Origin of the sequence: Roseovarius atlanticus (assembly GCF_001441615.1) — a bacterium.
Classification (GTDB): Bacteria; Pseudomonadota; Alphaproteobacteria; order Rhodobacterales; family Rhodobacteraceae; genus Roseovarius; species Roseovarius atlanticus.
In genome coordinates this window covers 1-26,027 of the sequence record NZ_LAXJ01000019.1, presented here as the reverse complement: position 1 = coordinate 26,027, position 26,027 = coordinate 1, and the positions used below count along the sequence as shown (strand labels likewise).

Here is a 26,027-nt window from a genome sequence, read left to right as displayed (position 1 = left end):
CCCCGCCCCACCCGGCGTTTTCCCGACAGGAGGTACCACCATGGCTGACAGATACAGATCGAAGGACGGCAAAAGCGAAACCGAAGAATTCGTCGACGACGTCCCCACCCCAGACCAGCAAGGCCGCGCCGACGGCAATCTCGAACGCAAGGTCGGTACGCGCGACTCGCTGAAGCGGACAAAGAGCGAGGACGCCGGCGCAACCCGCGTCACCAAGGAAGACGAAGAGGGCCAAGGCAATCTCGGCGGCCACCACGGCACCGGCAAGGAGAAACGCGATGACTGAGCTCAAGCACGGCACCTGGGTCGTGGTCACCGACAGTGAAAAGGCGCTTTTCCTGCGCAACCTCACCGACCACCAGGACCCCAATTTCGAGGTCATGGACACCGAGGAACAGGACAATCCCTCGGATATCGAGCAATCGGCCAACCGCCCGGGCCGGATGCAGGACACCGGGGTCCAGCAAATGTCGGCACTGGACGACACCGACTGGCACGAGCTGCAAAAGGAACGCTTCGCCGCCGACCTGTCCGACATCCTTTACGATGCGGCCCACAAAGGCGAATATGACCGCCTGATCCTCGTCGCCGCGCCCAAGGTGCTGGGCCACCTGCGCGACGACATGCACAAGGAGGTCACGTCGAAAGTGGTTAGCGAGATTCCCAAGAACCTCGCGGGCCATCCCGTCGACGAGATCGAGAAGCTGGTCAAGAAAGAGCTCGAGGCGTCCTGACCGCAAAAGATCACAGACGCAAAAACGCCGCCGGACATCTCCGGCGGCGTTTTTCATGCCCAGTCGGGGGAAGCGGGGCTTATGCCTCGTCGTCCCCGTCCATGTCCTCGGCGGCGACGCGGGCCTTGTCGGCGGCGCCCTTGGCGTCGCGGTCGCGCTCGACGAATTCGATGATCGCCATCGGCGCCATGTCACCATACCGGAAACCGGCCTTCAGCACGCGGACATACCCGCCCTGACGCTCCTTGTAGCGCGGGCCCAGCACGTCAAAGAGCTTTTCGACATGCATGTCCTGCTTCAGTTGCGCGGCAGCCTGGCGGCGGGCATGAACGTCCCCGCGCTTGCCCAGCGTGACCAGCTTTTCCACCACGCGCTTCAGCTCCTTGGCTTTCGGCAGGGTGGTCTTGATCTGTTCGTGTTCAATCAGCGAGCCGGCCATGTTCGCCCACAGCGCCTTGCGGTGCTCGTGGGTGCGGTTCAGGCGGCGATAGCCTCGTGCGTGACGCATGTGTCTTACTCCATTTGGTGCCCTCTACGGGCGTTTTTGCTTTGTCCGGCCGGCGATGCGTGTCACCGGCTCTCCTTGGGGTAAGCGTCGCTTGGAAAGCGGCGCGTCACCCGAAAGTTGTCCGCCCTGGGGCGGGCAACCCGTAGGGTGGGGTTTCACCCCACCCCGATTAAAACTGGTCTTCGAACTTCTTCGCCAGGTCCTCGATGTTGTCCGGCGGCCAGTCCTCGACATCCATGCCCAGATGCAGCCCCATGCCCGACAGCACTTCCTTGATCTCGTTCAAGGACTTGCGGCCAAAGTTCGGCGTGCGCAGCATCTCGGCTTCGGTCTTCTGGATCAGATCACCGATATAGACGATGTTGTCGTTCTTCAGGCAGTTGGCCGACCGCACCGACAGCTCCAGCTCGTCCACTTTCTTCAGCAGCAGCGGGTTGAACTCCAGGCCGTCGTCGTCGTCCTGACGCTGCGCCGATTCCGGCTCTTCGAAGTTCACGAAGATCGACAGCTGGTCCTGCAGGATACGCGCGGCAAAGGCCACGGCGTCTTCCGGCGTCAGCGAGCCATCGGTCGTCAGCTTCATCGTCAGCTTGTCATAGTCCAGAACCTGGCCTTCGCGCGTGGGCTGCACGTCATAGCTGACCTTGACGACCGGCGAATAGATCGCGTCGATGGCGATCAGGCCGATCGGCGCGTCTTCCGGCTTGTTCTTGTCGGCGGCGACATAGCCCTTGCCCTGGTTCACGGTCAGTTCCATGAACAGGTCCGCACCCTCGTCGAGGTGGCAGATCACATGTTCCTTGTTCAGGATCTCGATGCCCGCGCTGTCGGCGATGTCACCCGCGGTCACAACGCCCGGCCCCTTGGCCGAGATCGACAGGCGCTTGGGCCCTTCGACTTCCATGCGGATCGCGACACCCTTGAGGTTCAGCACGACGTCTGTCACGTCTTCACGGACACCGGCAATGCTGGAAAACTCGTGCAGCACGTTGTCGATCTGCACGCTGGTGATGGCCGCGCCCTGAAGGCTCGACAACAGAACGCGGCGCAGCGCGTTGCCCATCGTCAGGCCAAAGCCGCGCTCCAGCGGTTCGGCCACGACGGTCGCCTGGCGCAGCGGGTCGTTGCCCGGCTTCACCTCAAGCTGCGTCGGCTTGATCAATTCTGCCCAGTTCTTATGGATCATGCGGTCCCTCCATCCTTGTCCCCGGCCCCATGTCCACAGGCCTCCGAGACGCTCGAGGTTTCAAAATAACGGAATGGGGCCGTGAAAACTCACGCGGCCCCACCCAGAAAATCGGTCTCAGACCCGGCGACGCTTCGGCGGGCGGCAACCATTGTGGGCAATCGGCGTCACGTCGCGAATGGACGTGATGTTGAAGCCGACGGCAGCCAGGGCGCGCAGCGCGCTCTCGCGGCCCGACCCGGGCCCCTGCACTTCGACTTCCAGCGTCTTCATGCCGTGTTCCTGCGCCTTGCGGCCGGCATCTTCGGCGGCCATCTGGGCGGCATAGGGCGTCGACTTGCGCGACCCCTTGAAGCCCATCGTACCGGCCGAGGACCACGCGATCGCGTTGCCCTGCACGTCCGAGATCAGGATCTTGGTGTTGTTGAACGAGCTGTTCACATGCGCCACGCCCGTGGCGATGTTCTTCGAGACCTTTTTCTTGGTCCGGCGGGTATCTCGTGCCATTGGTTCTGCCCTCCCTTACTTCTTCTTGCCGGCGATGGGTTTCGCCGGGCCTTTGCGGGTGCGCGCATTGGTATGCGTGCGCTGACCGCGAACGGGAAGGTTGCGGCGATGGCGCAGACCGCGATAGCAGCCAAGGTCCATCAGGCGCTTGATGTTCATCTGCACTTCGCGGCGCAGGTCGCCTTCGACCATGTAGTTGGCGTCGATATGCTCGCGCATGGCGACCACTTCGGTGTCGCTCAGCTCGTTGACCCGGCGGGTCAGGTCGATATTGACGGCCTCGCAGATGGCCTTGGCCGAGGATTGGCCGATTCCGGTGATGTAGGTCAGGGCGATCGGGACCCGCTTGTGGGTCGGGATATTTACGCCGGCGATACGTGCCACGTGTCATGTCCTTTCGTTGCGGGTCCGTAGCTCCAGACCCTTTTTTCACAACGTAGGCCCGAGGCGATTGCTCCGGGCCGCAGCTGAATTCAGGTGATCGATTCTTAGGCGGGCGCGACCCGCGCGGGAATCATGTTCTCGTCAGAGATGGTGTCGTCTAGAAGCAATCGCCCGAGGCGTCAACCCTCTGTCAAGAGAATTGTGCCTGTCGGCGAAATCCCAAGGAATAAAGGCTCTTCAGCGGGGCCGCGCAGATGGCGTTCAGCCCTTGAGCGCTCCCGCGATGCGGGCCTTCACCTCGTCGATCTCGCCTAGCCCGTCGATCGTCTCCAGGTCGCCCTTGGCATAGTAATAGCCGATCAGCGGCGAGGTCTTCTTGTAGTATTCCATCAGCCGCTGCTTGAGGCTGTCCTCGTTGTCGTCCGCCCGCCGCTTCACCTCGGTCGAGCCGCAATTGGCGCATTTGCCATCTTCGGGCCAGGGCTTGGTGATGTCGTTATAGACCGCCCCGCAATTGCCGCAGGTCGACCGGGCCGTGATGCGCTGCACCAGCGCCTCGTCGTCCACCCGCATTTCGACGACCGCATCCAGCGTCTGGCCGGTCTCAGCCAGCAGTTCGGCCAGCGCGTCGGCCTGGGCCAGCGTGCGCGGAAAGCCGTCGAAAATGAAGCCACCGCCATTCTCGCCGTTGATCTTCTCGCGAATGAGGCCGATCACGATCTCGTCCGTCACAAGGTCGCCACGGGCCATCACGTCGGCCACGACCTTGCCCATCTCGGTGCCGCTGTCCTTGGCCTCGCGCAGCATGTCGCCGGTCGATAGCTGGGTCATGCCCCGCTCCTCGACCAGGATATGTGCTTGCGTGCCTTTACCGGCCCCCGGCGGTCCGAGAAGTATGATATTCATCGACGTCCTGTCCCTTTTCTGCGCGACCGTTTACGGCCCTTGCCGCTTAGCTGCGACTTCTCGATCAGGCCCTCGTACTGGTGCGCCAGAAGATGCGACTGGACCTGCTGGATCGTGTCCATGGTCACCGATACCACGATCAGGACCGAGGTGCCGCCAAAATAGAAAGGTATGGCGAACTGTCCACGCAGGATTTCCGGAAGGAGACAAACTGCCGCAAGGTAAGCCGAGCCCAGCACCAGGATCCGCGTCACCACGTATTCCAGGTATTCCGCCGTCTTCTTGCCGGGCCGGATGCCGGGCACGAAGCCGTTCTGGTTCTTCAGGTTGTCGGCCACGTCATCGGGTTTGAACGCCACGTTGTAGGTGTAAAAATAGGCGAAGAACACGATCATCACCGTGAAAAACACCAGGTAAAGCGGCTGCCCGGGCCCGAAATAGGCCAGCAGGGTCGACATGAACGGCCCCGTGTCGCTGCCCGAAAAGGTGCTGACCGTGGCGGGCAGCAGCAGCAGCGACGAGGCAAAGATCGCCGGGATCACGCCCGCCGGGTTCACCTTTACCGGCAGGTGGCTTGACCCGCCGTCATAGACCTTCATCCCCACCTGGCGGCGCGGGTACTGGATGTGGATCTTGCGCAAGCTGCGCTCCATGAACACCACGAAGGCGATCGTCGCCACGACCATCACGATCACCCCGATGATCACCGCCGGGCTGATCGCGCCCGACCGGCCGCTGGCAAAGAACTGCGCCAGCGCGGCGGGCACTTCGGCGATGATGCCCACGAAGATGATCAGCGAAATGCCGTTGCCCACGCCCCGCGCGGTGATCTGCTCGCCCAGCCACATCAGGAACATCGTGCCGCCGACCAGCGTGATCATGCAGCTTGCAATAAAGAAGAACCCGGGATCCGACGCCAGGTCCCCCGCCTGAAGCGATGCGGCCAGACCATAGGATTGCAGCGTCGCCAGGAACACCGTGCCATAGCGCGTGTACTGGTTGATCTTCTTGCGCCCCTGCTCGCCCTCTTTCTTCAGCTGCTCCAGCGCCGGCACCATCGCCGTCATCAGCTGCACGATGATCGAGGCCGAGATATAGGGCATGATCCCCAGCGCAAAGACGCCCATCCGCCCCAGCGCCCCGCCGGTGAACATCGACAGCATCCCGCCGATCGACGATGCCGCGCCTTCCATGAAGTTGCGCAGCTCTGCCCCGTCGATGCCCGGCACCGGGATATACGTCCCGATCCGATAGACGATAAGCAGGCCGATGGTGAAGAAGATGCGCTTGCGAAGCTCGGTGGCCTTGCCCAGGGCGGACCAGCTCGTGTTCGCCGCCATTTGTTCTGCTGCAGATACCATGCGGATCTCTTTGTTATGCAAACGCCGCCCGAACCGTTTTCCGGCCAGGCGGCGTTTATAAGGAAAACTAGGGGTGTATGTAAGGGGCGGGACGCCCGCTCACAACCTCTTATTCAGCCGCCTGTGCGCTGGCCACGTTCAGCGACCCGCCCGCTTTTTCAACCGCTTCGACGGCCGATTTCGACGCGCCGGTCACGTTCAGCGTCAGCTTGGACGACACCTCGCCCTTGGCCAGAACGCGGATTCCGTCCAGCTTGCGGCGCACCAGGCCGCTTTCCACCAGCGTGTCCTCGGTGATGGTCTGGCCGGCGTCGATCTTCTTGGCATCGACGAATTTCTGGATCAGGCCCAGGTTCACCACGGCGAATTTCTTGCGGTTCGGCTTGTTGAAGCCACGCTTGGGCAAGCGTTGATAAAGCGGCATCTGGCCGCCTTCATAGCCGTTGATCGCCACGCCCGAACGGGATTTCTGACCCTTGATACCACGGCCGGCGGTCTTGCCCATGCCAGAGCCGGGGCCACGGCCCACGCGTTTCTTGCGTTTGGTTGCGCCGTCGTTGTCGCGCAGTTCATGCAGTTTCATGTCGCTTCTCCTAAGCCGGATGTGACCCCCGAAGCGATGGGGCCAACCACGGCATGTCTTGGTTCATGTGAATCGGGTCATGTCTGACCACCGGGGGCGTATAGACCCGTTGCGCCGGCCGATCAAGGGCCGATATCCGCGCCCGTGATCCGCCCCCTGTCAGGCCTCTTGCGGCTCTCGCACGAACAGTCCGGACAGCCTGTTCGAAAGTTGCACGGCCTGGAACGGCTTTTCGATCACCGGCGCCCGGAACCCCAGCTCGCGCACCACGTCCTCGCTATGCGCCGTGACCAGCAGGTAGGGCACGTTCAACCCGTCCAGGGACGCCGCCAGCGGCTGACAGCTCTCTCCGCCAAGGTCGATATCCACAAGCGCACAGTCGAACTGTCCGGTGTTGTCGCGCACGAAACGCATCGCGGCGCCCAGCGACTGCGCGGTGCCCGCCACGTTAAACCCGGACTCGTCCAGCGTGCAGGCAATGTCGGCACTGATGAAATCGTCGTCCTCGACCACCAGCACACGCCGCAGCGCGCCCATCCCGGGCAGGACGGACGCCGCCTCGCCCGGTTCCGGCACAGCGCCCCCCATCGTCACCGACCGGGTCACGGGCGCGAAATCGCCCGCCTCATTCGGCAGTCTGTCGTCGGATCCAGTTCTTTGGTCGTCATGTTCAGAGCAGTGTCTCATAGACACGAATATAATGGCGCGCACCATGATTTACGAATGATTTCATGACCTTATAATGATCAAAATCCATAAGAACAGTAACATGAGCAAGATGAGCAAACTTGGCATTCTCCTCACTTTGACTATTCTGGGCAAAAGGCTATTTAGAAGATCGTTGCAGGACGCACGGACCGGACGATGCCCAATTCCAGTTCCAAACGCCTCGAGAGATTGCAGGTCATGATCTCGGAAGACGAGCTCAAGGCGCTCGACGACTGGCGATTTGCGGCCCACATGCCCAGCCGCGCCGCCGCCGTGCGCGAGCTTTTGAAACGCGGTCTGGCCGCCGAAGGATATTTCAGCATCGCCGGCGGCGGCTCCGCATCGAAGGATTTCGGCGTGATCTCCTCAGGCTCCGGCACACGGGACGCCGACAAATAGGCCCGTAGGGTGGGTGAAAACCCACCACGCACCCAATACGCCCGGTCCGCGCCTACGCGAATGCCCGCGCGTTCTTGATATGCCGCTCCACCAGCCGCCGGCCCCGGCCGCCCTGCGCGAACAGCCGCGCGGGCACGTCGCCCTTGGCCGCTGTCCGGCTGGCCCCCAGCATCGCCAGCGCGGCGCTCTGGGCGCTGCGCAGCGTCTTCATCGCTTCCTGCCCCCGATACAGGCTCTCGGCGCCCACACCGTTGGCGAACAGCACCTCGTGCCGGTCCATCACCACGTGGTAATAGTCCACGCCGCCTTCGCGCGGATCCAGTTCCACCCCGGTCACGCCCAGCAGGAACTTCGCCGGCAACAGGACTTCCGCCTGGCCGAACATCCGCTCGGCGATTTTCGACCTGACCAAGATGCGGTGTTGCGGCGACACCACCAAAGGCGCGTCGGGCAGGCCCGGCCCCAGCGCCCCGGCCGAGATACGGATCGGGCGCACATGCGGGTTACGCGCCAGCGACGCGGCACTGATCGCGTGATGCTCGATCCAGCGTACCGGGCGCGCCCCGTGATCGGCGGTTCTCACCAGGTCGCCCGCGCTTAGCGTCTCGACCGGCCTCGCGGCGTCCTCGGCCACCGCGATCATCGTGCCCGCGCCGAAACAGACCACGTTCACCTCGTCATCCGTCGTCCCGATGACCGCCGCGTCGCTGCCGCCCACATCGGTGATCCCACCCGTGGTCACCGACTGGAAATTCAGGTCGCCGTAACTGTCGTTCGGCAGGATGAAATACCGCGTCGTGCCGCCATTCGACACGGTCAGGAACATCACATCCAGATTGTCTTCGTTTTGCGGGCTGAAGCTGCGCGTGCTGCCGTCGCCCAAGAGGAAACTGCCCGACGATGACGGCTCCTGGATCAGGTCGATCGTATAGGTCGTCCCGCCTATCGAGATCAGGTCGCCCTCGTCGAACTCCCCGTCGTCCAACTCCGGCCCGTTGGCGCCGTCGACCACGCCCAGCAGGTTCCCATTCGCCTCCGAATAGGTCGTGTTCGCGCTGATGCTCGTGACCTCGATCAGGTCATAAATCGTCGCCATTGCCTGGTGCCTCTGCGAACACCGGACCGCCACCGCGCCGATGCGCCAAAAGATCCGGCCATGCCGCTTTTTCGCGATGCTATGCTTTCGGGCTTAATGACGGCTTAACGCGGAGTGGATGAGGCAGGTCCGTGGAAAAATCCGGCCAATCCGTGCCGCCGAACGCCATCTGTCCCCGGGCCGGCGGCTCTGATCTGTGCCCCCGCAGCGCACGGTGCGTCAATCTGGGGTGCCGGACAATGACACCGACGTGATACAGCTCGAATACCGACGCTTTACCGACGCGGTTTTCGAGGACTCACGCCAATTAACCTTCGAGTCGCATCACATGCCTTTGCCCTTCCCGGTCCAAGGCCCTAGATACAGCCCATGCGCGCTCTCATCACCCTCGCCGTCCTTCTGTGCCTGCTCTCCGGCGTCACCCGCGCCGCCGAGAACCGGCCCGACCCCGGCCTGATGTGGAACCGCACGGGGCTACCCCTCGTCTTCCCCCTGCAAGTCAAGACCGCCCCCGGCGCGGACTACATCGTCACCCTGAACAACGCGGAAACCGACGACCCCGCCCTCGCCGCCTACATCACCGGCGGCGTGTTCTTTCGCGTGCTCGTCCCGCCCGGCACCTACCGCCTGCGCTTCGATTACGGCAACGTCTGGCACAGTGCGGACCAACGGTTCGCCGACCAGAAAACGCTCACCCTCGACGCCCCTCTCACCTTCGAGACGCGCGGCTTCGGACGCAAGGCCGGCCACCTAATCGATCTCACCGAAATAGACCTTGACCAGGACACCGCCGCCACGCCGCGTACCCGCGAACAGGTCTTCTGCCAGGTCTCCCGCACCCAGATCACACCGAATTGCCCCCTGGGCGACGACACCTGCGAACCACGTGGAAATACAGACGGTTACACGTCGCCCTACGGCATCAATTCACGCTATGATTTCAGCCGCGAAAGCTATACGCGCCTGTGCGACTGACGGCATCGGTCACTCCGGATCGGGCGCCGTCTCGGCCTTGTTCTGATCCTCGCGTCCCGTCAAGGCAGGCGTGAAAATGCAGATGAACCGCAGGTTGGTTTCCGCCCGCACGATATGCGGGTCGTTCTGGTCCAGCACGTACATCACGCCCGGTTCCAGCGGCCAGACCTCGCCGGTGGTCTCGTTCTCCACCTCGCCCTTGCCCTCGATGCAATAGCTCGTCTCGACATGCTCCTTGTATTCCAGCAACTGAACCGTTCCGGCCTTCACGATCGTGTCGTGAAAGGAATAGCCCAGATCGTCCCGGGCCAGCAAAAGCCGCCTGCTTTCAAAGGCCTCGCCCTTGGCGTGATCCTCCGTGCCGATCACGTCATCCAACGTCTTAACGAACATCTTGTCTCTCCTGAAAAGGGCTAGCCTTGATTTCAAACCCGCCGCGATGTCTCATCTGAATATGAAACGCACCCTGCTGACAACGCTAACCGTACTGGCCTCTGCGCTGCCGGTGGTGCCGCGCGCCGTGGCGCAGGACTGCAGCCGCGACGCCATGCTGGTCTTCGACGGCTCGGCCTCCATGGCCGAGGTCGGCTTCGACCAGACCGCCCCCACCCGGATCGAGGACGCCCGCACCGCCCTGCGCCGCGCCCTGCCCGATATCGCGCCCGTGCGCCGCGTCGGTCTCCTGACCTATGGTCCCGGCCCCGAAGGTTCCTGCGACGGCATCAACCTCAAATTCCCGCCCGTCGCGGACGCGGCCCAGCCCATCATCGACGCCATCGACCTGATGGACCCGATCGGCCTCACCCCCCTGACCGAAGCCGTGGCCGAGGCCGCCCGCGTGCTGAACCACACCACCACGCCGGGCATCATCGTGCTGGTGACCGACGGCAATGAAACCTGCGGCGGCCGACCCTGCGCGCTCGGGGCCGAGCTCGCTGCCACCTCCGCCAACCTCACCGTGCATGTCATCGGCTTCCGCGTCGTGGCAGACCCCTTCGCCTGGGACAGCCCCGAGGCCGGGATCTACGCCGACGGATCGTCGATCGCCCGCTGCATCTCGGACCAGACCGGCGGCATGTACGTGGCGACCGACACCGTGGACGAGCTGACCAAGGCGCTGCGCCAGACGTTGGGGTGTGCGTTGCTAGGGTGATGTACTGAAAAGAGTCACTCGAACCAGCTTCCGAGCCACGACATGGCTGTATTCCAAGTTCCTGAAAAGTCCGGTGGCTCTAGGTTGCCAACCCATTCTGCTCCATCTTCATAAGCGTTTACCGCTGATGTCCACGCGATGCCAGGTGATGACTTAACGTCGTCCCACAATTCTTCTCTTGTCGGAACCCTCAAACCACAGACGTATTTCCTATCTTCCTCAGAGGCCTGTGATGGATCAATCGCAACCTGCAAGTCGTACAAGTCGGTCATGGTATCGCAGGCGCTTGTCAATTCATAAGTGGTCGCGCCCACGATTATCGCAATGCCCCAAAAAGGAATACTTTCTCCAGCTGCACTCGCCACGTTTGCAGCTGCAACGCGTTTTGTGCGAGATTGAATGCCCGTAGAAGCTGTCTTAATTGCGTCGTCTAAACGCACCCGTTTTCCTTTGAAGTCTACAAACCTTCCTCTTTTCAACTCATTATTCTGAGCTCTAAGGTTCTTCAACTCTTTGGTTTGGGACGCTGATCTCGCTTCAAGGTCTCTTATTTTATTTTGATCAGCGGCTGACTCAGCATTCATCTTTTCAAGCTCGTTTTCCCGGGCATTGAGTTTTTGAGCGGTCTCTTGTTGCATAGAACGAGCATTAGCCAATGCGGTTGTTGTTCCAAATACCGTCTGCAGAAAACCAGCCGTTATTACGGCCAATCCAGTGAAAACGTGGCTCGCAATCAAAAACATGATCAACAAGACAAAGATGATTGTTTTCGCCGCGCCCCAAACTCCGGAAAAAAAACTCCAGACTGAATTGAACGCGGACTTTAATTTACTTCCAGAATTCATGTCTTTGCTTACAAAACCAATCTACCCATGGGGGTCTAAGTAGCAGCTTTCAGTTACATTCTGTAAAGAATTTGAACTTTGCGCACCGCCGGAAAAAGGTCCAATAATCCGAAACGAAAACACCCCGGCCATCTCTGACCGGGGCGTCAATCTCGTAGGGTGGGGTTTCACCCCACCCCGTGAACCAAACCGGGGCCTCACCCCTTCTCTTCAACGATCTCCACAAGATGCGGGATTTTGTTGATCATGCCACGGACCGACGGCGTGTCTTCCAACTCACGGGTCCGGTGCATCTTGTTCAGGCCCAGCCCGATCAGCGTCTTGCGCTGGATCTCGGGGCGGCGGATGGGGCTTCCCACCTGCTTGACGACGATGGTCTTTGCCATGGTTTACGCCTCCTCTGCGACGTGGGACGACTCGGCCGGGGCCTCGTCACGCTTGGGCAGGATGTCGGCGACCTTCTTGCCGCGACGCTGCGCGACCATGCGCGGGCTGCTTTCCTTTTGCAGACCGTTCAGGGTGGCGCGGATCATGTTGTAAGGGTTCTGCGAGCCCGTGGACTTCGCAACCACGTCCTGCACGCCCAGCATCTCGAACACGGCCCGCATCGGACCACCGGCGATGATGCCGGTACCGGTCGGCGCGGTGCGCATGACGACCTTGCCGGCGCCCCATCGGCCTTCCATGTCGTGGTGCAGCGTGCGGCCCTCGCGCAGCGGCACACGGATCATCTGGCGCTTGGCTTGCTCGGTGGCCTTGCGGATGGCCTCGGGGACCTCCTTGGCCTTGCCCTTGCCGAACCCGACGCGGCCCTTCTGGTCGCCAACTACGACGAGCGCGGCAAAGCCGAAGCGCTTACCACCCTTGACGGTTTTCGAAACACGGTTGATCGCAACCAGGCGATCGGCGAATTCCGGGGTTTCGTCGCGGTCGCGACCCCCACGGCGATTGTCATCTCTTGCCATACGCGGCGTCCTTTCTGCGGGCATCTGCCCTTTAGATTGTCCCAATCCAAGTCCGCCAACCGGCGTCCGGATCATCGAGGCGGGTCACCCGCCTGCAACGTCAGGGTGGGTCGAAGCCCCACCCTACGCAGGCCGCGTAGGGTGGGACTTCATCCCACCTAGATCTTCAGGCCACCCTCACGGGCGGCATCGGCCAGCGCCTTGATCCGGCCGTGGTAGAGGAACCCACCGCGGTCGAACTGCGCTTCGGTCACGCCTGCCTTCTTGGCGCGTTCCGCGATGGTCGCGCCGATCTTGGCCGCCGCTTCCAACGTGTTCTTGCCGACAAAGCCCAGGTCCTTTTCCAGGGTCGAGGCCGAGGCCAGGGTCGTGCCGTTCACGTCGTCGATCAGCTGCACGCTCATGTTCTTGGACGAACGATGCACCGAAAGACGGGGGCGGCCGGCATTGACCTTGCGAAGTTTGCTCCGGACGCGCATACGGCGTTTCTGGAACAGTTGTCTCTTGCTGTTTGCCATTTTCTCGCGTCCTTACTTCTTCTTGCCTTCCTTCTGGAAGATGTACTCACCCTTGTAGCGGATGCCCTTGCCCTTGTAGGGCTCAGGGCGCCGCCAGTCGCGGATATTGGCCGCGACCTGACCGACGAGTTGCTTGTCATGGCCCTCGATCACCAGCTCGGTGGGCTTGGGGGCCGTGACGGTCACACCTTCCGGAACTTCGAAATCCACATCGTGGCTCAGGCCCAGGTTCAGCTTCAGGATGTTGCCCTGCATCTGAGCCCGGTAGCCCACGCCGCGGATCTCCAGCTCCTGCTTGAACGGCTCGCGCGAGCCGTGCACCAGGTTGGCGACGATGGTACGGGTCATGCCCCACTGCTGACGGGCGCGCTTGGACTTGCCGCGCGGCGTCACCGTGATGGTACCGTCGTTCACCTCGATCGACACGTCGTCGGTCGCGGTGAAGCTCTTGGTCGCCTTCGGGCCTTTGACCTCGATGGTCTGGCCCGACACGCTGGCTGTGACGCCATCGGGCAGGGCCACGGGTTGTTTACCGATACGAGACATTACACAGGCCTCCTTAGAATACCGTGCAAAGCACTTCGCCGCCAACGTTCTGGCTGCGCGCGTTCGCATCCGACATCACACCCTTGGAGGTGGAGACAATCGACACGCCCAGGCCCTGACGGACCGACGGAATGTCATTGACGCCCATGTAAACCCGGCGGCCGGGCTTGGAGACCCGCTTCATCTCGCGGATCACGGGGGCGCCTTCGAAATACTTCAGGCTCACTTCGATGGCCGGGTGGCCACGCTCGTCCTTGGTGTCCTCGAACCCGCGGATGTAGCCTTCGTCGGCCAGCACTTCCAGAACGCGCACGCGCATCTTGGAGGCGGGGACCATGACGGTGGATTTGCCACGCATACCTGCGTTGCGCAGGCGGGTGAGCATATCGCCGATAGGATCGTTCATCTCATATCCCTCCTTACCAGCTCGACTTGACCATACCGGGCAGCTGACCCGACGAGCCCAGGTCGCGCAGGGCGATCCGGCTGATCTTCAGCTTGCGGTAATAGGCGTGCGGCCGGCCGGTCAGCTGGCAGCGGTTATGAAGGCGGGTGGCCGAGCTGTTGCGCGGCAGTTGCGCCAGTTTCAGGGAGGCCCGGAAGCGGTCTTCCATCGGCTTTTCCTGGTCGTTGATGATCGCTTTCAAAGCGGCCCGCTTGGCGGCATATTGCTTCACCAGGCGCTGACGCTTCTTCTCGCGTTCGATCATTGCTTTCTTAGCCATGTTTCAAATTCCTCGCGATTAGCTGGTGAAAGGCATGTTGAAATGCTTCAACAGCGCCTTGGCTTCAGCGTCGGTCTTCGCCGTGGTTGCGATGATGACGTCGATCCCCCAGACTTCGTCGACCTTGTCGAAGTTGATTTCGGGGAAAACGATGTGCTCCTTGATGCCCATGGCATAGTTGCCGCGGCCATCGAACGACTTGCCCGACACACCGCGGAAGTCGCGGATCCGCGGCATGGCCACGGTGATCAGACGGTCGAGGAATTCGTACATGCGGTTGCCGCGCAGGGTCACCTTGGCGCCCAGCGGCATGCCTTCACGAACACGGAAACCAGCGATCGAGTTCTTGGCCGACGTGATCACGGCATGCTGGCCGGCGATGGTGCTGAGGTCTTCCTGGGCCGACTTGGCCTTCTTGGAATCCTTCACCGCCTCGGCGCCGCAGCCGATGTTCAGGACGATCTTGTCCAGGCGCGGGATCTGCATGTCGTTGGTATAGCCGAACTCTTCTTTCAGCGCCGGGCGAATGGTGTCGCGGAAAGCGGCGCGAAGACGCGGGGTGTAGTTTTCTGTATCAAGCATCGATCACGTCCCCCGTGGTCTTGGCGTAACGCACCTTTTTGTCGCCTTCCATCTTGAAGCCGACGCGGGTGGGTTTGCCGTTGGCGTCGACAAAGGCCAGGTTGCTGATGTCGATCGGCAGCGCCTTGGGCAGGCGTCCGCCCTGGCTCTGCTGGCTCTGGCGGGTGTGGCGGATGGCCATGTTCACACCGTCGACCACGGCCTTGCCGGCCTTGGGATCAACGGACGTGATCGTGCCTTCCTTGCCCTTGTCCTTGCCGGACAGGACAACGACCTTGTCGCCTTTTTTCAGTTTTGCGGCCATGTCACAGCACCTCCGGGGCGAGCGAGATGATCTTCATGAAGTTCTTCGCGCGAAGTTCACGAACCACCGGTCCGAAGATACGCGTGCCGACCGGCTCACCTGCGTTGTTCAGGATCACGGCGGCGTTGCGGTCAAAGCGGATGGCGGTACCGTCGTCGCGACGGATCTCTTTAGCGGTGCGCACGACGACGGCCTTGCGGACGTCACCTTTCTTCACGCGGCCGCGCGGGATGGCTTCCTTCACCGAGACGACGATGATGTCGCCAACGGACGCATATTTGCGCTTGGAACCACCCAGGACCTTGATGCACTGCACCCGGCGTGCGCCGGAGTTGTCAGCAACATCCAGATTGGTCTGCATCTGGATCATTAGGTTTCTCCCGACCTAAGGGGTAACGACCCCATGGTTTCGATCAAACCGAAAGGTTCTTTGGCCTAGGCCTCAAGAACCTCCCAGCGTTTCGTTTTCGATTTCGGCGCACATTCGATGATGCGAACGGAGTCGCCGATTTTGAAAGCGTTCTTTTCATCGTGAGCCCGGTATTTCTTGGACTTACGAATGGTCTTTTGCAGCACCGGGTGCTTGAAACGACGCTCGACCGAAACGGTGACGGTCTGGGCGTTTGCGTCGGAGGTCACGACGCCTTGCAGGATGCGCTTGGGCATGGTGGCTCTCCTTATTCAGCAGCCGAGGCGGCTTTTTCGTTCAGCACGGTTTTCACACGTGCCACATCGCGGCGGACCGTTCTGATCCGCGCAGGGTTTTCCAGCGACCCGGTCGCTGCCTGAAAGCGCAGGTTGAACTGCTCTTTCTTCAGGTTGGACAGCTCCTCGCGAAGCTGGTCGGGCGTCTTGTCACGCAATTCGGTGGCGTTCATGGCCATCGTCCCTTCTCAAAACACCGGCCGGCCCCTGCTCGATGGCTCAGGGTCACACGGCTTGCCCGGTGGATGAATGTCAAAAACGAATCCCCGCGAAACGCGGGGACCCGTGGATTGGGGCCGTATAAGGGAGGTGCGGGTTCAGGGCAAGGGAAAGTTTGGGGAAATCAGCTCACTTCCGCAACGACAGCCCCCGACACCTGTCGCAACACCAAGGTCTATCTTGCCAGACCCCGCCCCGCCCGCGTGAGATAGGCACCGGGTGCGCCCAATCAGCACCCGACAAAAGAGGAGGAGAACCCCATGTCCAGCCCGTATTCCGGAGGCTGCGATCACGTCAAGGTGACCGCCAGCGCCGAACCCATCGACAATCACGAGTGCCATTGCAACGTCTGCAAATCCGTCACCGGACAGCACACGACGCACGTGGCTTTCTTCAACCATGACGACCTCAAGGCCGAAGGCGGCGAGATGAAGCGCCAGCCCTTCAACGCCGACAACCCCGACGGCCCGCTGGAGCTGTGCACCTGTGCCGATTGCGGCGCCGCGCTGATGCTGGATGACAAACAAAAACGCATCCGCGTGGCCGTGCCCAACGTCATGGGCTACGACGACGCCGCCTTCCCGGACGCGACGTACCACGCGTTCTGGGACGAAAGCAAAGGCTACGCCAAGCCCGATGACGGCCGCCCGGTGTATGAAGGCCTGCGCCCCGAGTTCACCTGGCCGCAGCCTGCCGCCTGAAGCCTACGCCCCGTCACATCGGTGGCGGGGCGCCCCATTCCTGCCAAAACACTTTGTTTCCTTATTTTCGTGCGTTAGCCTTGTCTCCGCTGCATATTCAATGCGTTAAAGTTCTGGTTTCGGGGGTATTCAGATGTTCGCCATAGCGCTTCTTTCACTCATTGGCATCGGCGCCACGGCGTTCTTGATTGATGAATTCACCGACGACGACAGTGATTCCGGCACAGCGCCCGACGAGGACATGCCTGATGTCGCCGACCCGGACGACGAAGATCCGGACACGCCGGATACAGGCGACCAGCCCGACGATATTCTGACCGAGGCCGGCTTCACCGTCGAGGAGGAACCGCGCGGTGACCTGCGGCCCTTCATAAACCTGATCGGCACCGAAGGCGACGACACGATCGAGGATGTGCATGTCGATGCGGCGGCGGAAACCGGCACGGGCGTGCTGCAGGTTCTGGCCGGTGACGGCGACGACCTTGCCCAGCTGGATCAGGATGGCCTGCTGATCCAGGGCGAGGACGGTAACGACACCATCAACCAAGAAGGCGAATACGGCTACATTCTGGGCGGCGCCGGTGACGACGTGTTGAGCGGCGTGAACAGCTATAACCTCATCGGTGGCGCTGGCGATGACGACATCACGGTGCAGCGCAGCCCGGTGGACAATACCAGTATCGTTGAGGGCGGCGATGGCGACGATACGATAACCCATATCAGCGACATCGAATATTACAGCGAAGGCGGCGGCGCGTTCCTGAGAGGCGGCGACGGCGCGGACTCCTTCACGTTGGACTTCAACGGGCCGACCGGCGAGTCCCCGGGCTTTGGCGGCGCTCCCTTCGAGGATAAGGACGAAGTTGTCCGCATGGACGACTTCGATCCCGCCGAGGACGAACTGGTCCTGGACCTGACGGATATCGACCCCGGCACGGTCATCCGCGGCGTCGAGACCGAAGACGCCCCCGACAGCAGCGAAACGCAACTCAAGATCCTGCTAAACAAGGACGGAGAGGATTTCGAGCGCAGCATCGCCCTCGGACCCGCTGCCGTTGGCACCGACATTCTGTCATACGTAACGGTGCTGATGCCTCCCGAACCGGTGGTCTGACCGCTCACCCCCAGGCGTAGTTGAAGCTGACGCTGATCCGTTCGTCCTCGGACAGGTTCATCGGCACCTCGTGCCGCAGCCAGCTTTCCCACAGCAGCACATCGCCCACCGCGGGCTTGGCATAGATGAAGGTCCGCAATTCTTCCCGCGCGTCCTTCTTCCGCCCCGGCGCGGCCATCATCCGGGCCGAGCGCGGGTCCTCCAGCTTCAGCGCGCTGGCGCCATCCGGCATCGCCACATAGGTCGTGCCGGAAATCACCGAATGCGGATGCAGATGCGATGAATGCGTCCCGCCCTCCGGCAGGATGTTGATCCAGATATCCTCCAGCTTCAGCTCGCGACCGTCCAGATCGAATTCCAGATCCTCGGCAAAGGCCGCCACATGCGCATCGAGCGCCTTAACCAGGTCCGCAAAGATCGGAAACCGCCACGGCAGATCGGTCAGAGAAGCATAGGAGGTATAGCCCGGATACCCGTTCTCCTCGCACCACTCCTGTCCGGCCTCGTCATCCTCGGCAATCGCATAGCACGACGCCTCCATTTCCGCCGGGTCGATGGCGGGGCCGTGCTCTGACAGGGCAGCACGGTAAAGGCGCGTCACGAAAAGCGAGGATATCTGGGGCATGGCGTCCGTCCACTGGCAAGTTGGTCCGTCGCCGACGTTATGCTAGGATCGCGCCATTCTAAACCAGCTATTTCCGTAGAAACGCCATGAAATGCGGACGCGTCTGCTCGCAACAGGGGTGCAGCAACAAGTGCATAAAGGATAACACCTCCTGCATCGGCATCCACTACTGCCGCGAGCATCACCCCGATCACAATTGATCCGGATCTCACGCTCTTGCGGCAAGGAAATCTTCAGATCCTTGCCGCATAACGCCCCCAGCACCGATAGGGGGCACCATGATCCGACGCGTCCTGGCATTCCTGCTCTGGGCGGGCCTCGCCTGCCCGGGACAAGCCGATCCTGCCATCGGCAGCCTGTTCAGCGCGCGTCAGCCGCTGTTCTCGATGCAATCCGAAAGTTCCGAGGCGCTGTCCTCGGCCAGCCTCTTCGTCGATCGGTCTGAAGGCGGTCTTTTCGCCGCCCTGCCCGGCCGCCTGGATGCCCCACTGCGCCACGGCGGCACCAAGGCCGCGCGCCTGCGCGACCTCATCGCCCGTGCCGAGGCCGGGCGTGCGGGCTATGACGCGGTCCAGCATGGCGCACGGGTAAAACCGCCCCGCCGCCCCACCGACATGACCCTGCAGGACATCTATGACTGGATCGAGGCCACCCCCGGCCAGCCCCACGCCATCGGCCGTTACCAGTTCATACCGCCCACTCTGCGCCACTCCGCCGCCCGTCTCGACCTGCCCGCCAGCACCCGGTTCAGCCCCGCGGTGCAGGACCGGCTTGCCGACCTTCTGCTGGGGGACGCAGGCCTGATGAAGGTCAAGGCGGGCGAGATGAGCACCGACACCTTCATGCTGAACCTCGCCAAGATCTGGGCCGGCCTGCCCATCCCCTCGGGCCGCAGCTATTACGACGGGGTCGCCGGCAACAAGGCGACGATGACGTATGAGGCCTATGCAAGCCAGGTGCGCGGCATACTGGGCAGCTGACATCACACCGCGCCACCCGTCCCGGGCCTGACCCGCAACCTCCCGTAGGGTGGGTGAAAACCCACGCGCATCCGCGCAAAGAAAAACCCCCGCCGATCTCTCGACGGGGGCTCTTTTTTCTTCACCGGGGTGCGGCCGCAATTGACTGCGTCAATCGCTTTCCCGCACTCGTGAGGATTGGATTACCAATCCTCGCGAACCACGACGCGGGTCTTGACCGGCAGTTTCATCGCCGCCAGACGCAGCGCCTCTTGGGCCACCGCTTCGCTAACGCCGTCGATCTCGAACATCACGCGGCCGGGCTTGACCTTGCAGGCCCAGAAATCGACCGAACCCTTACCTTTACCCATCCGAACTTCGACGGGTTTCGAGGTCACGGGCGTGTCCGGGAAGATCCGGATCCAGACGCGGCCCTGACGCTTCATGTGACGCGTCATGGCACGGCGTGCCGCTTCGATCTGACGGGCGGTCACGCGCTCGGGCGTGGTCGCTTTCAGGCCGTAAGTGCCAAAGTTCAGATCAGAGCCGCCCTTGGCCTCGCCCTTGATCCGGCCCTTGAACATCTTGCGGAATTTAGTGCGCTTTGGTTGAAGCATTTCTCATCCCTCCTCAGCGGCGGCCGCCACCAGCACCACGAGGTGCCGGGCCGTCCTGAAGTTCCTGCGCCTTGCGATCCCGGGCTGCCGGATCATGTTCCATGATCTCGCCCTTGAAGATCCAGACCTTGATGCCGATGATCCCGTAAGGTGTGCTGGCCTCGATATTGGCGTAATCGATGTCGGCACGCAGCGTGTGCAGCGGAACCCGGCCCTCGCGGTACCATTCGGTCCGTGCGATCTCGGCACCGCCCAGGCGGCCCGCGACGTTGACCCGGATGCCCAGGGCCCCCATGCGCATGGCGTTCTGCACGGCACGTTTCATCGCGCGGCGGAACGACACACGACGCTCCAGCTGCTGGGCGATGCTTTCACCCACCAGCGCCGCGTCCAGTTCCGGCTTGCGGACCTCGACGATGTTGAGGTGCAGTTCGCTGTCGGTCATCGCCGCCAGCTTCTTGCGCAGAGTCTCGATATCGGCGCCTTTCTTGCCGATGATCACGCCGGGGCGCGCGGTGTGCACCGTGACGCGGCACTTCTTGTGCGGGCGTTCGATGATCACACGGCTGACGCCGGCCTGCTTGCACTCTTTCTTGATGAAATCACGGATCGCGATGTCTTCCAGCAGAAGATCACCGTAATCCTTGGTGTCGGCGTACCAGCGGCTGTCCCAGGTGCGGTTCACCTGCAGGCGCATCCCGATCGGATTGACTTTGTTACCCATTAGGCTTGCTCCTCGACTTCACGCACCTTGATGGTGATTTCTGAGAACGGCTTCATGATCCGGCCGAACCGGCCACGGGCGCGCGGACGGCCGCGTTTCATCACGAGGTTCTTGCCCACATAGGCCTCTGCCACGATCAGGTCGTCGACATCGAGGTTGTGGTTGTTCTCGGCGTTGGCCACGGCGGACTGAAGGCATTTCTTCACGTCCTGCGCGATCCGCTTCTTCGAGAAGGTCAGATCGTTCAGCGCCTTGTCCACCTTCTTGCCACGGATCATCGCGGCCACCAGGTTCAGTTTCTGCGGGCTGGTGCGAAGCATACGCAGTTTTGCCATTGCTTCGTTGTCAGCCACGCGGCGGGGGTTCTTTTCCTTGCCCATGACTTACTTCCGCTTCGCTTTTTTATCGGCGGCGTGCCCGTAATAGGTACGGGTCGGCGCGTATTCACCGAATTTCTGACCGATCATATCTTCCGAAACGTTGACGGGGATATGCTTGTGACCATTGTACACGCCAAACGTCAGGCCCACGAACTGGGGCAGGATCGTCGAACGGCGCGACCAGATCTTGATGACTTCGTTGCGCCCCGACTCGCGCGATGCTTCGGCCTTTTTCAGCACGTAGGCATCGACGAAGGGGCCTTTCCATACAGAGCGGCTCATGTGTTAACGGCCCTTCTTCCTGGCGTGACGCGAGCGGATGATCAGCTTCTGCGACGCCTTGTTCTTGTTACGGGTGCGCGCACCCTTCGTCGGCTTGCCCCAAGGCGTCACCGGGTGGCGACCACCCGAGGTCCGGCCCTCGCCACCACCATGGGGGTGGTCGATCGGGTTCATGACCACGCCGCGCACAGACGGGCGAATGCCCTTGTGGCGCATCCGGCCGGCCTTGCCGTAGTTCTGGTTGCTGTTGTCGGGGTTCGACACGGCACCCACGGTCGCCATGCACTCCTGACGCACCATGCGCAGCTCGCCCGAGCTCAGGCGGATCTGGGCATAGCCACCATCGCGGCCCACGAACTGGGCATAGGTGCCGGCGGCACGTGCGATCTGGCCGCCCTTACCGGGCTTCAGCTCGATGTTGTGGACGATCGTGCCGATCGGCATACCTTGGAACGGCATCGCGTTGCCGGGCTTGATGTCGGCCTTCGGCGAGGCGATGACGCTGTCCCCTACGGCCAGGCGCTGCGGCGCCAGGATGTAGGCTTGCTCGCCATCTTCGTATTTGATCAGCGCGATAAAGGCCGTCCGGTTCGGGTCGTATTCGATCCGCTCGACGGTTGCGGCCACGTCGATCTTGTTGCGTTTGAAATCAACGATCCGGTAAAGGCGTTTGGCGCCACCCCCGCGACGACGCGAGGTAATCCGCCCGGTGTTGTTCCGGCCGCCCGATTTCGTCAGACCCTCGGTGAGGGCTTTGACGGGGCGTCCTTTATACAGCTCCGAACGGTCGATCAGCACCAGCCCGCGCTGGCCCGGCGTCGTCGGCTTGTACGACTTGAGTGCCATGCTTTCTGTCTTCCGTTTAGCAAACGGCGAAACCGGAATGACCAGCTCCACCTATGTAGGGTGGGTGAAAACCCACCATGGTTATAGGCCCCCTTGGGTGCCCGGTTAAGATGTTCTATCGAACAAAGGCAAAGCCCCGGACGAATCCGGGGCCTTGCGGATGGGATCATTTACGAAAGACGAGGGCCCCGGTCAAGGGCCTAGGCCAAGAAAATAAAGGCGCGCACTGCAAACAGCCGCACGCCATTCGATCCAGATCAAAGTGCGGCCGTTACAGGACCGTTACAATACCCTATCGCACCAAATAGTCTGGGTCGCGATTGAAACATAATCAAACGGGAGGCACGCGATGACGAACTCGACCAAGACCCCGAAAGACACCGGTTCGGACCTGTCGGCCCTGACCGCTGGCCTGTTGGCGACCAGCCCCGCAGCCGTCAAGGCGTGGGGCGACATGATGTCCGAAGGCGCCCGCTTCGTCTCGGCTCGGCTTCAAGAAGATCTGGAGACGCAAAAGGCCATGCTCAATTGCAAAAGCCCGGCTGAACTGGCGCAGGTCCAATCGAAATTCTTCCTGACCGCGTTCGAGCAATACACGGCCGAGGCCATGAAGATGTTTGAGATCACGACTGGCGCCACCGAAGAGGTCGTCAAGGACGCCAAGTCCGGCCACAAGCGCAGCTACAACGACGTGCCGGTGTAAAAGACCGTCGGTTCCCCCGTCATCCTCGGGCTAGACCCGAGGACCTCTACGACAAAGGGATCACGTATGAAGTCCGGGATGACGCCACGCTTAACCCAAGCGGCGCGCTCGCCAGACCGCGGGATGGCGATCAACAGCTGTTCAGCGCTTTTTATCCCCGCCAAATCCGAAATCCCTAAGACCTAAGCGCTCACCTTACCAAATCGCCAGCCCGTCCGGGCGGTCTGGCGATCGCGCGGCGGCGCTGCGCGCCTTGATTCCGCGCGTTGGTACATGCACAAAACTGAGTACCTACAATCGATCTAAAAACATCGCCAAAGAAAAACCCCGGCCACGCCTGCGCCCGGGGTCGAACTCTCTCAAAGGTCGGCGGCTGTGCCGCCCGAGGCCTTATGCCAGCGCGATGTTGACGGCGCTTTCACGTCCGTCACGGCCGGATTCCAGGTCATAGGTGACCTTCTGATCGTCGGCGAGGCCCGTCAGGCCCGAACGCTCGACGGCCGAGATGTGAACGAAGACGTCCTTGCCGCCCGATTCCGGTGCGATAAAGCCGTAGCCTTTGGTGGTGTTGAACCATTTCACGGTGCCGTTGGCCATTTCCGTGTCTCCTTTAGATGTTGCTGCCCGCAGTATGCGGCAGCTTGGCGGCGTCATGACAAGATCGAAAGCCAGTCGCCGTAAAGGAGAAAGGGTCGATAGGTAGTAACGTAGCCCCGCCCATATGGGCGCTCAGGTGATTCACGTCAATGAAAATCACGGGGCACGCCTGCCCGGCCGTTGATTTCTGGCGATAAAATGCCGGGGCGGATGACTGCCGCGTCGCAAAGAAAACCCCCGACGATCTCTCGACGGGGGTCCAATTCGTAGGGTGGGGTTTCACCCCACCACGCCTCAAAGCCCGGTCGTCACGTCGATCGTGTTGCCCTCTTCGAGCGTCACGTAGGCTTTCTTGACGTCCTTGCGGCGGCCCATGATGCCACGGAACCGCTTCTGCTTGCCCTTGGTGATGGACGTGTTGACCGCCTTCACCTTCACACCGAAGAGCGCCTCGACGGCCTCCTTGATCTGGGGTTTCGCGGCGTCCATGGCCACCTCGAAGACAACGGCGTTCGATTCCGACGCCATCGTGGCCTTCTCGGTGATCACCGGCTTGCGGATCACATCGTAATGTTCTGCTTTCGCGCTCATTTCAACCGAGCCTCCAGTGCTTCGACACCCGCCTTGGTCAGCACGAGCGTATCGCGCTTGAGGATGTCGTATACGTTCGCGCCCATGCTGGGCAGCACGTCCAGACCGTCGATGTTGGCCGCGGCGCGGGCAAAGCCCTCGTTCACCTCGGCGCCGTCGATGATCAGCGCGCGCTTCCAGCCCAGGTCCTTGACCTGCTTGGCCAGGTCCTTGGTCTTGGCGGCGCCTTCCGCGGCCTCGATGATCACCAGCTCACCCGCCTTGGCCTTGGCCGACAGCGCGTGCTTCAGGCCCAGCTGACGCACCTTCTTGGGCAGGTCATGCGCGTGGCTGCGCGGGACCGGGCCCTTGTAGATGCCGCCCTTGCGGAAGATCGGCGCGCCGCGGTCGCCGTGGCGTGCGCCGCCGGTGCCCTTCTGGCGATAGATCTTCTTGGTCGAATAGCTGACCTCGGACCGGGTTTTCACCTTGTGGGTGCCCTGCTGCGCCTTGTTACGCTGCCAGCGGACGACGCGGTGCAGGATGTCGGCACGCGGATCGAGATCGAAGATCTCGCCCGAGAGCTCGACCGAACCGGCCTTGCCGCCGTCGAGTTTGATCACGTCGAGTTTCATTCCTCACCGTCCTTCTTCTCTTCGCCGGCATCATCGGACTTTTCAGCCTCGATCTCGGCTTCGGCTTCCTGCAGGGCGGCCGCTTCCTGGGCTGCCTGCTCTTCGGCCAGACGCTGTGCTTCGGCCTCGGCCTCGGCGGCTGCGGCGGCTGCGGCTTCTTCCGCGGCTTTCTCTGCTTCGGCCGCGGCCGATTTCAGAGCGGCGGGCAGAATGGCGCTTTCAGGGAACGGTTTCTTCACCGCGTCCTTGATCGTCACCCAGCCGCCCTTGGAGCCGGGAACCGCGCCCTTGACCATGATCAGGCCACGGTCGGCGTCGGTTTTCACCACTTGCAGGTTCTGCGTCGTCACGCGGGCAGCACCCATGTGACCGGCCATCTTCTTGCCCTTGAACACCTTGCCGGGGTCCTGACACTGGCCGGTGGAGCCGTGCGAGCGGTGGCTGATCGACACACCGTGGCTGGCCCGCAGACCGCCGAAGTTGTGCCGCTTCATCGCACCGGCAAACCCCTTACCGATCGAGGTGCCGGAAACGTCCACGAACTGACCTTCGAAATAGTGGTTCGCGGTGATTTCCTCGCCCACGTCGATCATGTTCTCGGGCGCCACGCGGAATTCCGCGACCTTGCGCTTGGGTTCCACCTTGGCGACGGCGAAATGGCCACGCATGGCTTTCGACGTGCGTTTCGCCTTGGCGGTCCCTGCGCCCAGCTGAACAGCGGCATAGCCGTGCTCTTCGGGCGTGCGTTGGGCGACGACCTGCAGTTTGTCCAGTTGAAGAACGGTCACAGGGATCTGCTTGCCGTCTTCCATGAAAAGCCGGGTCATGCCGACTTTCTTTGCGATTACACCAGAGCGCAACATGTCCTGCCCTCCTTAAACCGAGATCTGCACGTCCACGCCGGCAGCCAGGTCGAGCTTCATCAGCGCGTCGACGGTCTGGGGCGTGGGATCAACGATGTCCAAGAGACGCTTGTGCGTCCGGATCTCGAACTGATCGCGCGATTTCTTGTTCACGTGGGGGCCACGCAGAACGGTGAACTTTTCGATCTTGTTCGGCAGCGGGATGGGCCCGCGCACGTCTGCGCCGGTCCGCTTGGCGGTGTTCACGATCTCCTGCGTGCTGGCGTCCAGCACGCGGTAGTCGAACGCCTTCAGGCGGATACGGATGTTTTGGCTTTGAATGGCCATTTGTCTTATCCCTAACAGGGTTCCAGCGGAGAGGAAGAGAGGCGGAATTGCCGCCCTTCGTCGCGCCCAAAGTGGGGCGGGTGCCGACCGCAGTCAGCACCCGGAAAGTCTGGATCATCCCGGTTCAAGTCCGGGATGACGCGTCGCCTCAGATCACTCGAGGATCTTCGACACC

The 26,027-nt window shown here is 61.9% G+C and carries 42 protein-coding genes; 9 read left to right on the top strand and 33 right to left on the bottom strand.

Features of this window, described 5'->3' with window-relative positions; genetic code table 11:
* The first annotated feature begins 40 nt into the window (after nt 1-40).
* Both XM53_RS15770 and XM53_RS15765 read left to right on the top strand, forming a co-directional pair.
* A complete protein-coding gene (locus tag XM53_RS15770) occupies nt 41-286 on the top strand; it encodes a hypothetical protein (protein WP_057795026.1) in 246 nt (81 codons plus the stop codon).
* Nucleotides 279-734 (top strand): host attachment family protein, encoded by a 456-nt coding sequence (locus XM53_RS15765; protein ID WP_057795025.1) that lies wholly within the window; start codon nt 279-281, stop codon nt 732-734. The genes XM53_RS15770 and XM53_RS15765 overlap by 8 nt, the downstream gene beginning before the upstream one ends.
* Before the next feature lie 79 nt (nt 735-813).
* On the opposite strand, the gene rplQ is transcribed toward XM53_RS15765, so the two are convergent.
* The 8 genes from rplQ to XM53_RS15725 all read right to left on the bottom strand — a co-directional run bounded on the left by rplQ (nt 814) and on the right by XM53_RS15725 (nt 6,775).
* Nucleotides 814-1,242 (bottom strand): 50S ribosomal protein L17, encoded by a 429-nt coding sequence (rplQ, locus tag XM53_RS15760; RefSeq protein WP_057795024.1) that lies wholly within the window; start codon nt 1,240-1,242, stop codon nt 814-816.
* A gap of 169 nt (nt 1,243-1,411) precedes the next feature.
* On the bottom strand, nt 1,412-2,428 hold the full coding sequence (locus XM53_RS15755; RefSeq protein ID WP_057795023.1) for a DNA-directed RNA polymerase subunit alpha: 1,017 nt from the start codon (nt 2,426-2,428) through the stop codon (nt 1,412-1,414).
* 117 nt (nt 2,429-2,545) lie between these two features.
* On the bottom strand, nt 2,546-2,935 hold the full coding sequence (rpsK, locus tag XM53_RS15750; RefSeq protein WP_007817184.1) for a 30S ribosomal protein S11: 390 nt from the start codon (nt 2,933-2,935) through the stop codon (nt 2,546-2,548).
* A 15-nt stretch (nt 2,936-2,950) separates the two neighbouring features.
* Complete coding sequence (gene rpsM, locus XM53_RS15745) at nt 2,951-3,319, bottom strand: 30S ribosomal protein S13 (RefSeq protein WP_057795022.1); 369 nt, start codon at nt 3,317-3,319, stop codon at nt 2,951-2,953.
* Between the two features lie 261 nt (nt 3,320-3,580).
* Nucleotides 3,581-4,225 (bottom strand): adenylate kinase, encoded by a 645-nt coding sequence (locus XM53_RS15740; protein WP_057795021.1) that lies wholly within the window; start codon nt 4,223-4,225, stop codon nt 3,581-3,583.
* Nucleotides 4,222-5,586: a preprotein translocase subunit SecY gene (gene secY, locus XM53_RS15735; RefSeq protein WP_057795020.1), complete on the bottom strand. Its 1,365-nt coding sequence runs from the start codon at nt 5,584-5,586 to the stop codon at nt 4,222-4,224. Before secY ends, XM53_RS15740 begins: the two co-directional genes overlap by 4 nt.
* Nucleotides 5,587-5,695: 109 nt before the next feature.
* Complete coding sequence (rplO, locus tag XM53_RS15730; protein WP_057795019.1) at nt 5,696-6,169, bottom strand: 50S ribosomal protein L15; 474 nt, start codon at nt 6,167-6,169, stop codon at nt 5,696-5,698.
* A gap of 159 nt (nt 6,170-6,328) precedes the next feature.
* Nucleotides 6,329-6,775: a response regulator gene (locus XM53_RS15725; RefSeq protein ID WP_057795018.1), complete on the bottom strand. Its 447-nt coding sequence runs from the start codon at nt 6,773-6,775 to the stop codon at nt 6,329-6,331.
* 258 nt (nt 6,776-7,033) lie between these two features.
* Between XM53_RS15725 and XM53_RS15720 the strand changes: the two genes are divergently transcribed.
* Entirely contained in the window at nt 7,034-7,276 is a 243-nt protein-coding gene (locus tag XM53_RS15720) for a hypothetical protein (protein WP_057795016.1), read from the top strand.
* 52 nt (nt 7,277-7,328) lie between these two features.
* On the opposite strand, the gene XM53_RS15715 is transcribed toward XM53_RS15720, so the two are convergent.
* Entirely contained in the window at nt 7,329-8,372 is a 1,044-nt protein-coding gene (locus XM53_RS15715; protein WP_057795015.1) for a Hint domain-containing protein, read from the bottom strand.
* A gap of 369 nt (nt 8,373-8,741) precedes the next feature.
* On the opposite strand from XM53_RS15715, the gene XM53_RS23755 reads away from it, so the two are divergent.
* Nucleotides 8,742-9,347, top strand: coding sequence for a hypothetical protein (locus XM53_RS23755; protein WP_057795012.1), 606 nt, complete (start codon nt 8,742-8,744; stop codon nt 9,345-9,347).
* 9 nt (nt 9,348-9,356) lie between these two features.
* On the opposite strand, the gene XM53_RS15705 is transcribed toward XM53_RS23755, so the two are convergent.
* The gene (locus tag XM53_RS15705) at nt 9,357-9,740 is read right to left on the bottom strand and encodes an ectoine synthase (protein WP_057795011.1); all 384 of its coding nucleotides are present in this window, start codon (nt 9,738-9,740) and stop codon (nt 9,357-9,359) included.
* A 61-nt stretch (nt 9,741-9,801) separates the two neighbouring features.
* Here XM53_RS15705 and XM53_RS15700 point away from each other — a divergent pair, with 61 nt between their 5' ends.
* Entirely contained in the window at nt 9,802-10,500 is a 699-nt protein-coding gene (locus tag XM53_RS15700) for a vWA domain-containing protein (RefSeq protein WP_236544528.1), read from the top strand.
* 14 nt (nt 10,501-10,514) lie between these two features.
* On the opposite strand, the gene XM53_RS23085 is transcribed toward XM53_RS15700, so the two are convergent.
* The 12 genes from XM53_RS23085 to rpmC all read right to left on the bottom strand — a co-directional run bounded on the left by XM53_RS23085 (nt 10,515) and on the right by rpmC (nt 15,863).
* The gene (locus XM53_RS23085; RefSeq protein WP_144435564.1) at nt 10,515-11,345 is read right to left on the bottom strand and encodes a hypothetical protein; all 831 of its coding nucleotides are present in this window, start codon (nt 11,343-11,345) and stop codon (nt 10,515-10,517) included.
* 197 nt (nt 11,346-11,542) lie between these two features.
* Nucleotides 11,543-11,731: a 50S ribosomal protein L30 gene (rpmD, locus tag XM53_RS15695; protein ID WP_057795009.1), complete on the bottom strand. Its 189-nt coding sequence runs from the start codon at nt 11,729-11,731 to the stop codon at nt 11,543-11,545.
* A 3-nt stretch (nt 11,732-11,734) separates the two neighbouring features.
* Nucleotides 11,735-12,310, bottom strand: coding sequence for a 30S ribosomal protein S5 (gene rpsE / locus XM53_RS15690; protein ID WP_057795007.1), 576 nt, complete (start codon nt 12,308-12,310; stop codon nt 11,735-11,737).
* Nucleotides 12,311-12,468: 158 nt separating this feature from the next.
* The gene (gene rplR, locus XM53_RS15685) at nt 12,469-12,828 is read right to left on the bottom strand and encodes a 50S ribosomal protein L18 (RefSeq protein WP_057795005.1); all 360 of its coding nucleotides are present in this window, start codon (nt 12,826-12,828) and stop codon (nt 12,469-12,471) included.
* Between the two features lie 12 nt (nt 12,829-12,840).
* Nucleotides 12,841-13,374 (bottom strand): 50S ribosomal protein L6, encoded by a 534-nt coding sequence (gene rplF / locus XM53_RS15680; protein ID WP_057795001.1) that lies wholly within the window; start codon nt 13,372-13,374, stop codon nt 12,841-12,843.
* Nucleotides 13,375-13,387: 13 nt separating this feature from the next.
* Nucleotides 13,388-13,780 carry a 30S ribosomal protein S8 gene (gene rpsH, locus XM53_RS15675; protein WP_057794998.1) on the bottom strand — a complete coding sequence of 131 codons (393 nt, stop codon included), beginning with the start codon at nt 13,778-13,780 and terminating at the stop codon, nt 13,388-13,390.
* Between the two features lie 13 nt (nt 13,781-13,793).
* The gene (rpsN, locus tag XM53_RS15670; protein WP_057794996.1) at nt 13,794-14,099 is read right to left on the bottom strand and encodes a 30S ribosomal protein S14; all 306 of its coding nucleotides are present in this window, start codon (nt 14,097-14,099) and stop codon (nt 13,794-13,796) included.
* Between the two features lie 18 nt (nt 14,100-14,117).
* A complete protein-coding gene (rplE, locus tag XM53_RS15665; protein WP_057794994.1) occupies nt 14,118-14,681 on the bottom strand; it encodes a 50S ribosomal protein L5 in 564 nt (187 codons plus the stop codon).
* Nucleotides 14,674-14,985 (bottom strand): 50S ribosomal protein L24, encoded by a 312-nt coding sequence (gene rplX / locus XM53_RS15660; protein ID WP_057794992.1) that lies wholly within the window; start codon nt 14,983-14,985, stop codon nt 14,674-14,676. Before rplX ends, rplE begins: the two co-directional genes overlap by 8 nt.
* 1 nt (nt 14,986) lies before the next feature.
* The gene (rplN, locus tag XM53_RS15655) at nt 14,987-15,355 is read right to left on the bottom strand and encodes a 50S ribosomal protein L14 (protein ID WP_057794990.1); all 369 of its coding nucleotides are present in this window, start codon (nt 15,353-15,355) and stop codon (nt 14,987-14,989) included.
* Between the two features lie 65 nt (nt 15,356-15,420).
* Nucleotides 15,421-15,651 carry a 30S ribosomal protein S17 gene (rpsQ, locus tag XM53_RS15650; RefSeq protein ID WP_057794988.1) on the bottom strand — a complete coding sequence of 77 codons (231 nt, stop codon included), beginning with the start codon at nt 15,649-15,651 and terminating at the stop codon, nt 15,421-15,423.
* An 11-nt stretch (nt 15,652-15,662) separates the two neighbouring features.
* Nucleotides 15,663-15,863 carry a 50S ribosomal protein L29 gene (gene rpmC, locus XM53_RS15645; RefSeq protein ID WP_057794983.1) on the bottom strand — a complete coding sequence of 67 codons (201 nt, stop codon included), beginning with the start codon at nt 15,861-15,863 and terminating at the stop codon, nt 15,663-15,665.
* Between the two features lie 306 nt (nt 15,864-16,169).
* Here rpmC and XM53_RS15640 point away from each other — a divergent pair, with 306 nt between their 5' ends.
* On the top strand, nt 16,170-16,610 hold the full coding sequence (locus tag XM53_RS15640) for a GFA family protein (RefSeq protein ID WP_057794982.1): 441 nt from the start codon (nt 16,170-16,172) through the stop codon (nt 16,608-16,610).
* Between the two features lie 133 nt (nt 16,611-16,743).
* Complete coding sequence (locus XM53_RS15635) at nt 16,744-17,724, top strand: calcium-binding protein (protein ID WP_057794980.1); 981 nt, start codon at nt 16,744-16,746, stop codon at nt 17,722-17,724.
* 4 nt (nt 17,725-17,728) lie between these two features.
* On the opposite strand, the gene XM53_RS15630 is transcribed toward XM53_RS15635, so the two are convergent.
* Nucleotides 17,729-18,349, bottom strand: a complete 621-nt coding sequence (locus XM53_RS15630) for a 2OG-Fe(II) oxygenase family protein (RefSeq protein ID WP_057794979.1) — start codon at nt 18,347-18,349, stop codon at nt 17,729-17,731.
* Between the two features lie 278 nt (nt 18,350-18,627).
* Between XM53_RS15630 and XM53_RS15625 the strand changes: the two genes are divergently transcribed.
* Complete coding sequence (locus XM53_RS15625) at nt 18,628-19,329, top strand: lysozyme family protein (RefSeq protein WP_082631052.1); 702 nt, start codon at nt 18,628-18,630, stop codon at nt 19,327-19,329.
* Between the two features lie 182 nt (nt 19,330-19,511).
* On the opposite strand, the gene rplP is transcribed toward XM53_RS15625, so the two are convergent.
* The 5 genes from rplP to rplB are packed head-to-tail and all read right to left on the bottom strand — an operon-like array spanning nt 19,512 to nt 22,157.
* Nucleotides 19,512-19,925 carry a 50S ribosomal protein L16 gene (gene rplP, locus XM53_RS15620; protein ID WP_057794978.1) on the bottom strand — a complete coding sequence of 138 codons (414 nt, stop codon included), beginning with the start codon at nt 19,923-19,925 and terminating at the stop codon, nt 19,512-19,514.
* 13 nt (nt 19,926-19,938) lie between these two features.
* Nucleotides 19,939-20,649 carry a 30S ribosomal protein S3 gene (gene rpsC, locus XM53_RS15615; RefSeq protein ID WP_057794976.1) on the bottom strand — a complete coding sequence of 237 codons (711 nt, stop codon included), beginning with the start codon at nt 20,647-20,649 and terminating at the stop codon, nt 19,939-19,941.
* Nucleotides 20,649-21,029, bottom strand: coding sequence for a 50S ribosomal protein L22 (gene rplV / locus XM53_RS15610; RefSeq protein ID WP_057794975.1), 381 nt, complete (start codon nt 21,027-21,029; stop codon nt 20,649-20,651). The genes rpsC and rplV overlap by 1 nt, the downstream gene beginning before the upstream one ends.
* Before the next feature lie 3 nt (nt 21,030-21,032).
* Nucleotides 21,033-21,311 (bottom strand): 30S ribosomal protein S19, encoded by a 279-nt coding sequence (rpsS, locus tag XM53_RS15605; RefSeq protein WP_057794973.1) that lies wholly within the window; start codon nt 21,309-21,311, stop codon nt 21,033-21,035.
* 3 nt (nt 21,312-21,314) lie between these two features.
* On the bottom strand, nt 21,315-22,157 hold the full coding sequence (gene rplB, locus XM53_RS15600; RefSeq protein WP_057794971.1) for a 50S ribosomal protein L2: 843 nt from the start codon (nt 22,155-22,157) through the stop codon (nt 21,315-21,317).
* 349 nt (nt 22,158-22,506) lie between these two features.
* On the opposite strand from rplB, the gene XM53_RS15595 reads away from it, so the two are divergent.
* Nucleotides 22,507-22,860, top strand: coding sequence for a phasin family protein (locus XM53_RS15595; protein ID WP_057794969.1), 354 nt, complete (start codon nt 22,507-22,509; stop codon nt 22,858-22,860).
* 390 nt (nt 22,861-23,250) lie between these two features.
* Here XM53_RS15595 and XM53_RS15590 read toward each other — a convergent pair whose 3' ends face one another.
* The 5 genes from XM53_RS15590 to rpsJ form a co-directional block, all read right to left on the bottom strand.
* The gene (locus tag XM53_RS15590; protein WP_057794967.1) at nt 23,251-23,457 is read right to left on the bottom strand and encodes a cold-shock protein; all 207 of its coding nucleotides are present in this window, start codon (nt 23,455-23,457) and stop codon (nt 23,251-23,253) included.
* A 294-nt stretch (nt 23,458-23,751) separates the two neighbouring features.
* Nucleotides 23,752-24,048, bottom strand: a complete 297-nt coding sequence (locus XM53_RS15585) for a 50S ribosomal protein L23 (RefSeq protein ID WP_057794965.1) — start codon at nt 24,046-24,048, stop codon at nt 23,752-23,754.
* Nucleotides 24,045-24,662, bottom strand: a complete 618-nt coding sequence (gene rplD / locus XM53_RS15580) for a 50S ribosomal protein L4 (protein WP_057794962.1) — start codon at nt 24,660-24,662, stop codon at nt 24,045-24,047. The genes XM53_RS15585 and rplD overlap by 4 nt, the downstream gene beginning before the upstream one ends.
* On the bottom strand, nt 24,659-25,525 hold the full coding sequence (gene rplC, locus XM53_RS15575) for a 50S ribosomal protein L3 (RefSeq protein WP_057794960.1): 867 nt from the start codon (nt 25,523-25,525) through the stop codon (nt 24,659-24,661). The genes rplD and rplC overlap by 4 nt, the downstream gene beginning before the upstream one ends.
* A 12-nt stretch (nt 25,526-25,537) precedes the next feature.
* Nucleotides 25,538-25,846, bottom strand: coding sequence for a 30S ribosomal protein S10 (rpsJ, locus tag XM53_RS15570; RefSeq protein ID WP_057795293.1), 309 nt, complete (start codon nt 25,844-25,846; stop codon nt 25,538-25,540).
* Between the last annotated feature and the right edge of the window lie 181 nt (nt 25,847-26,027).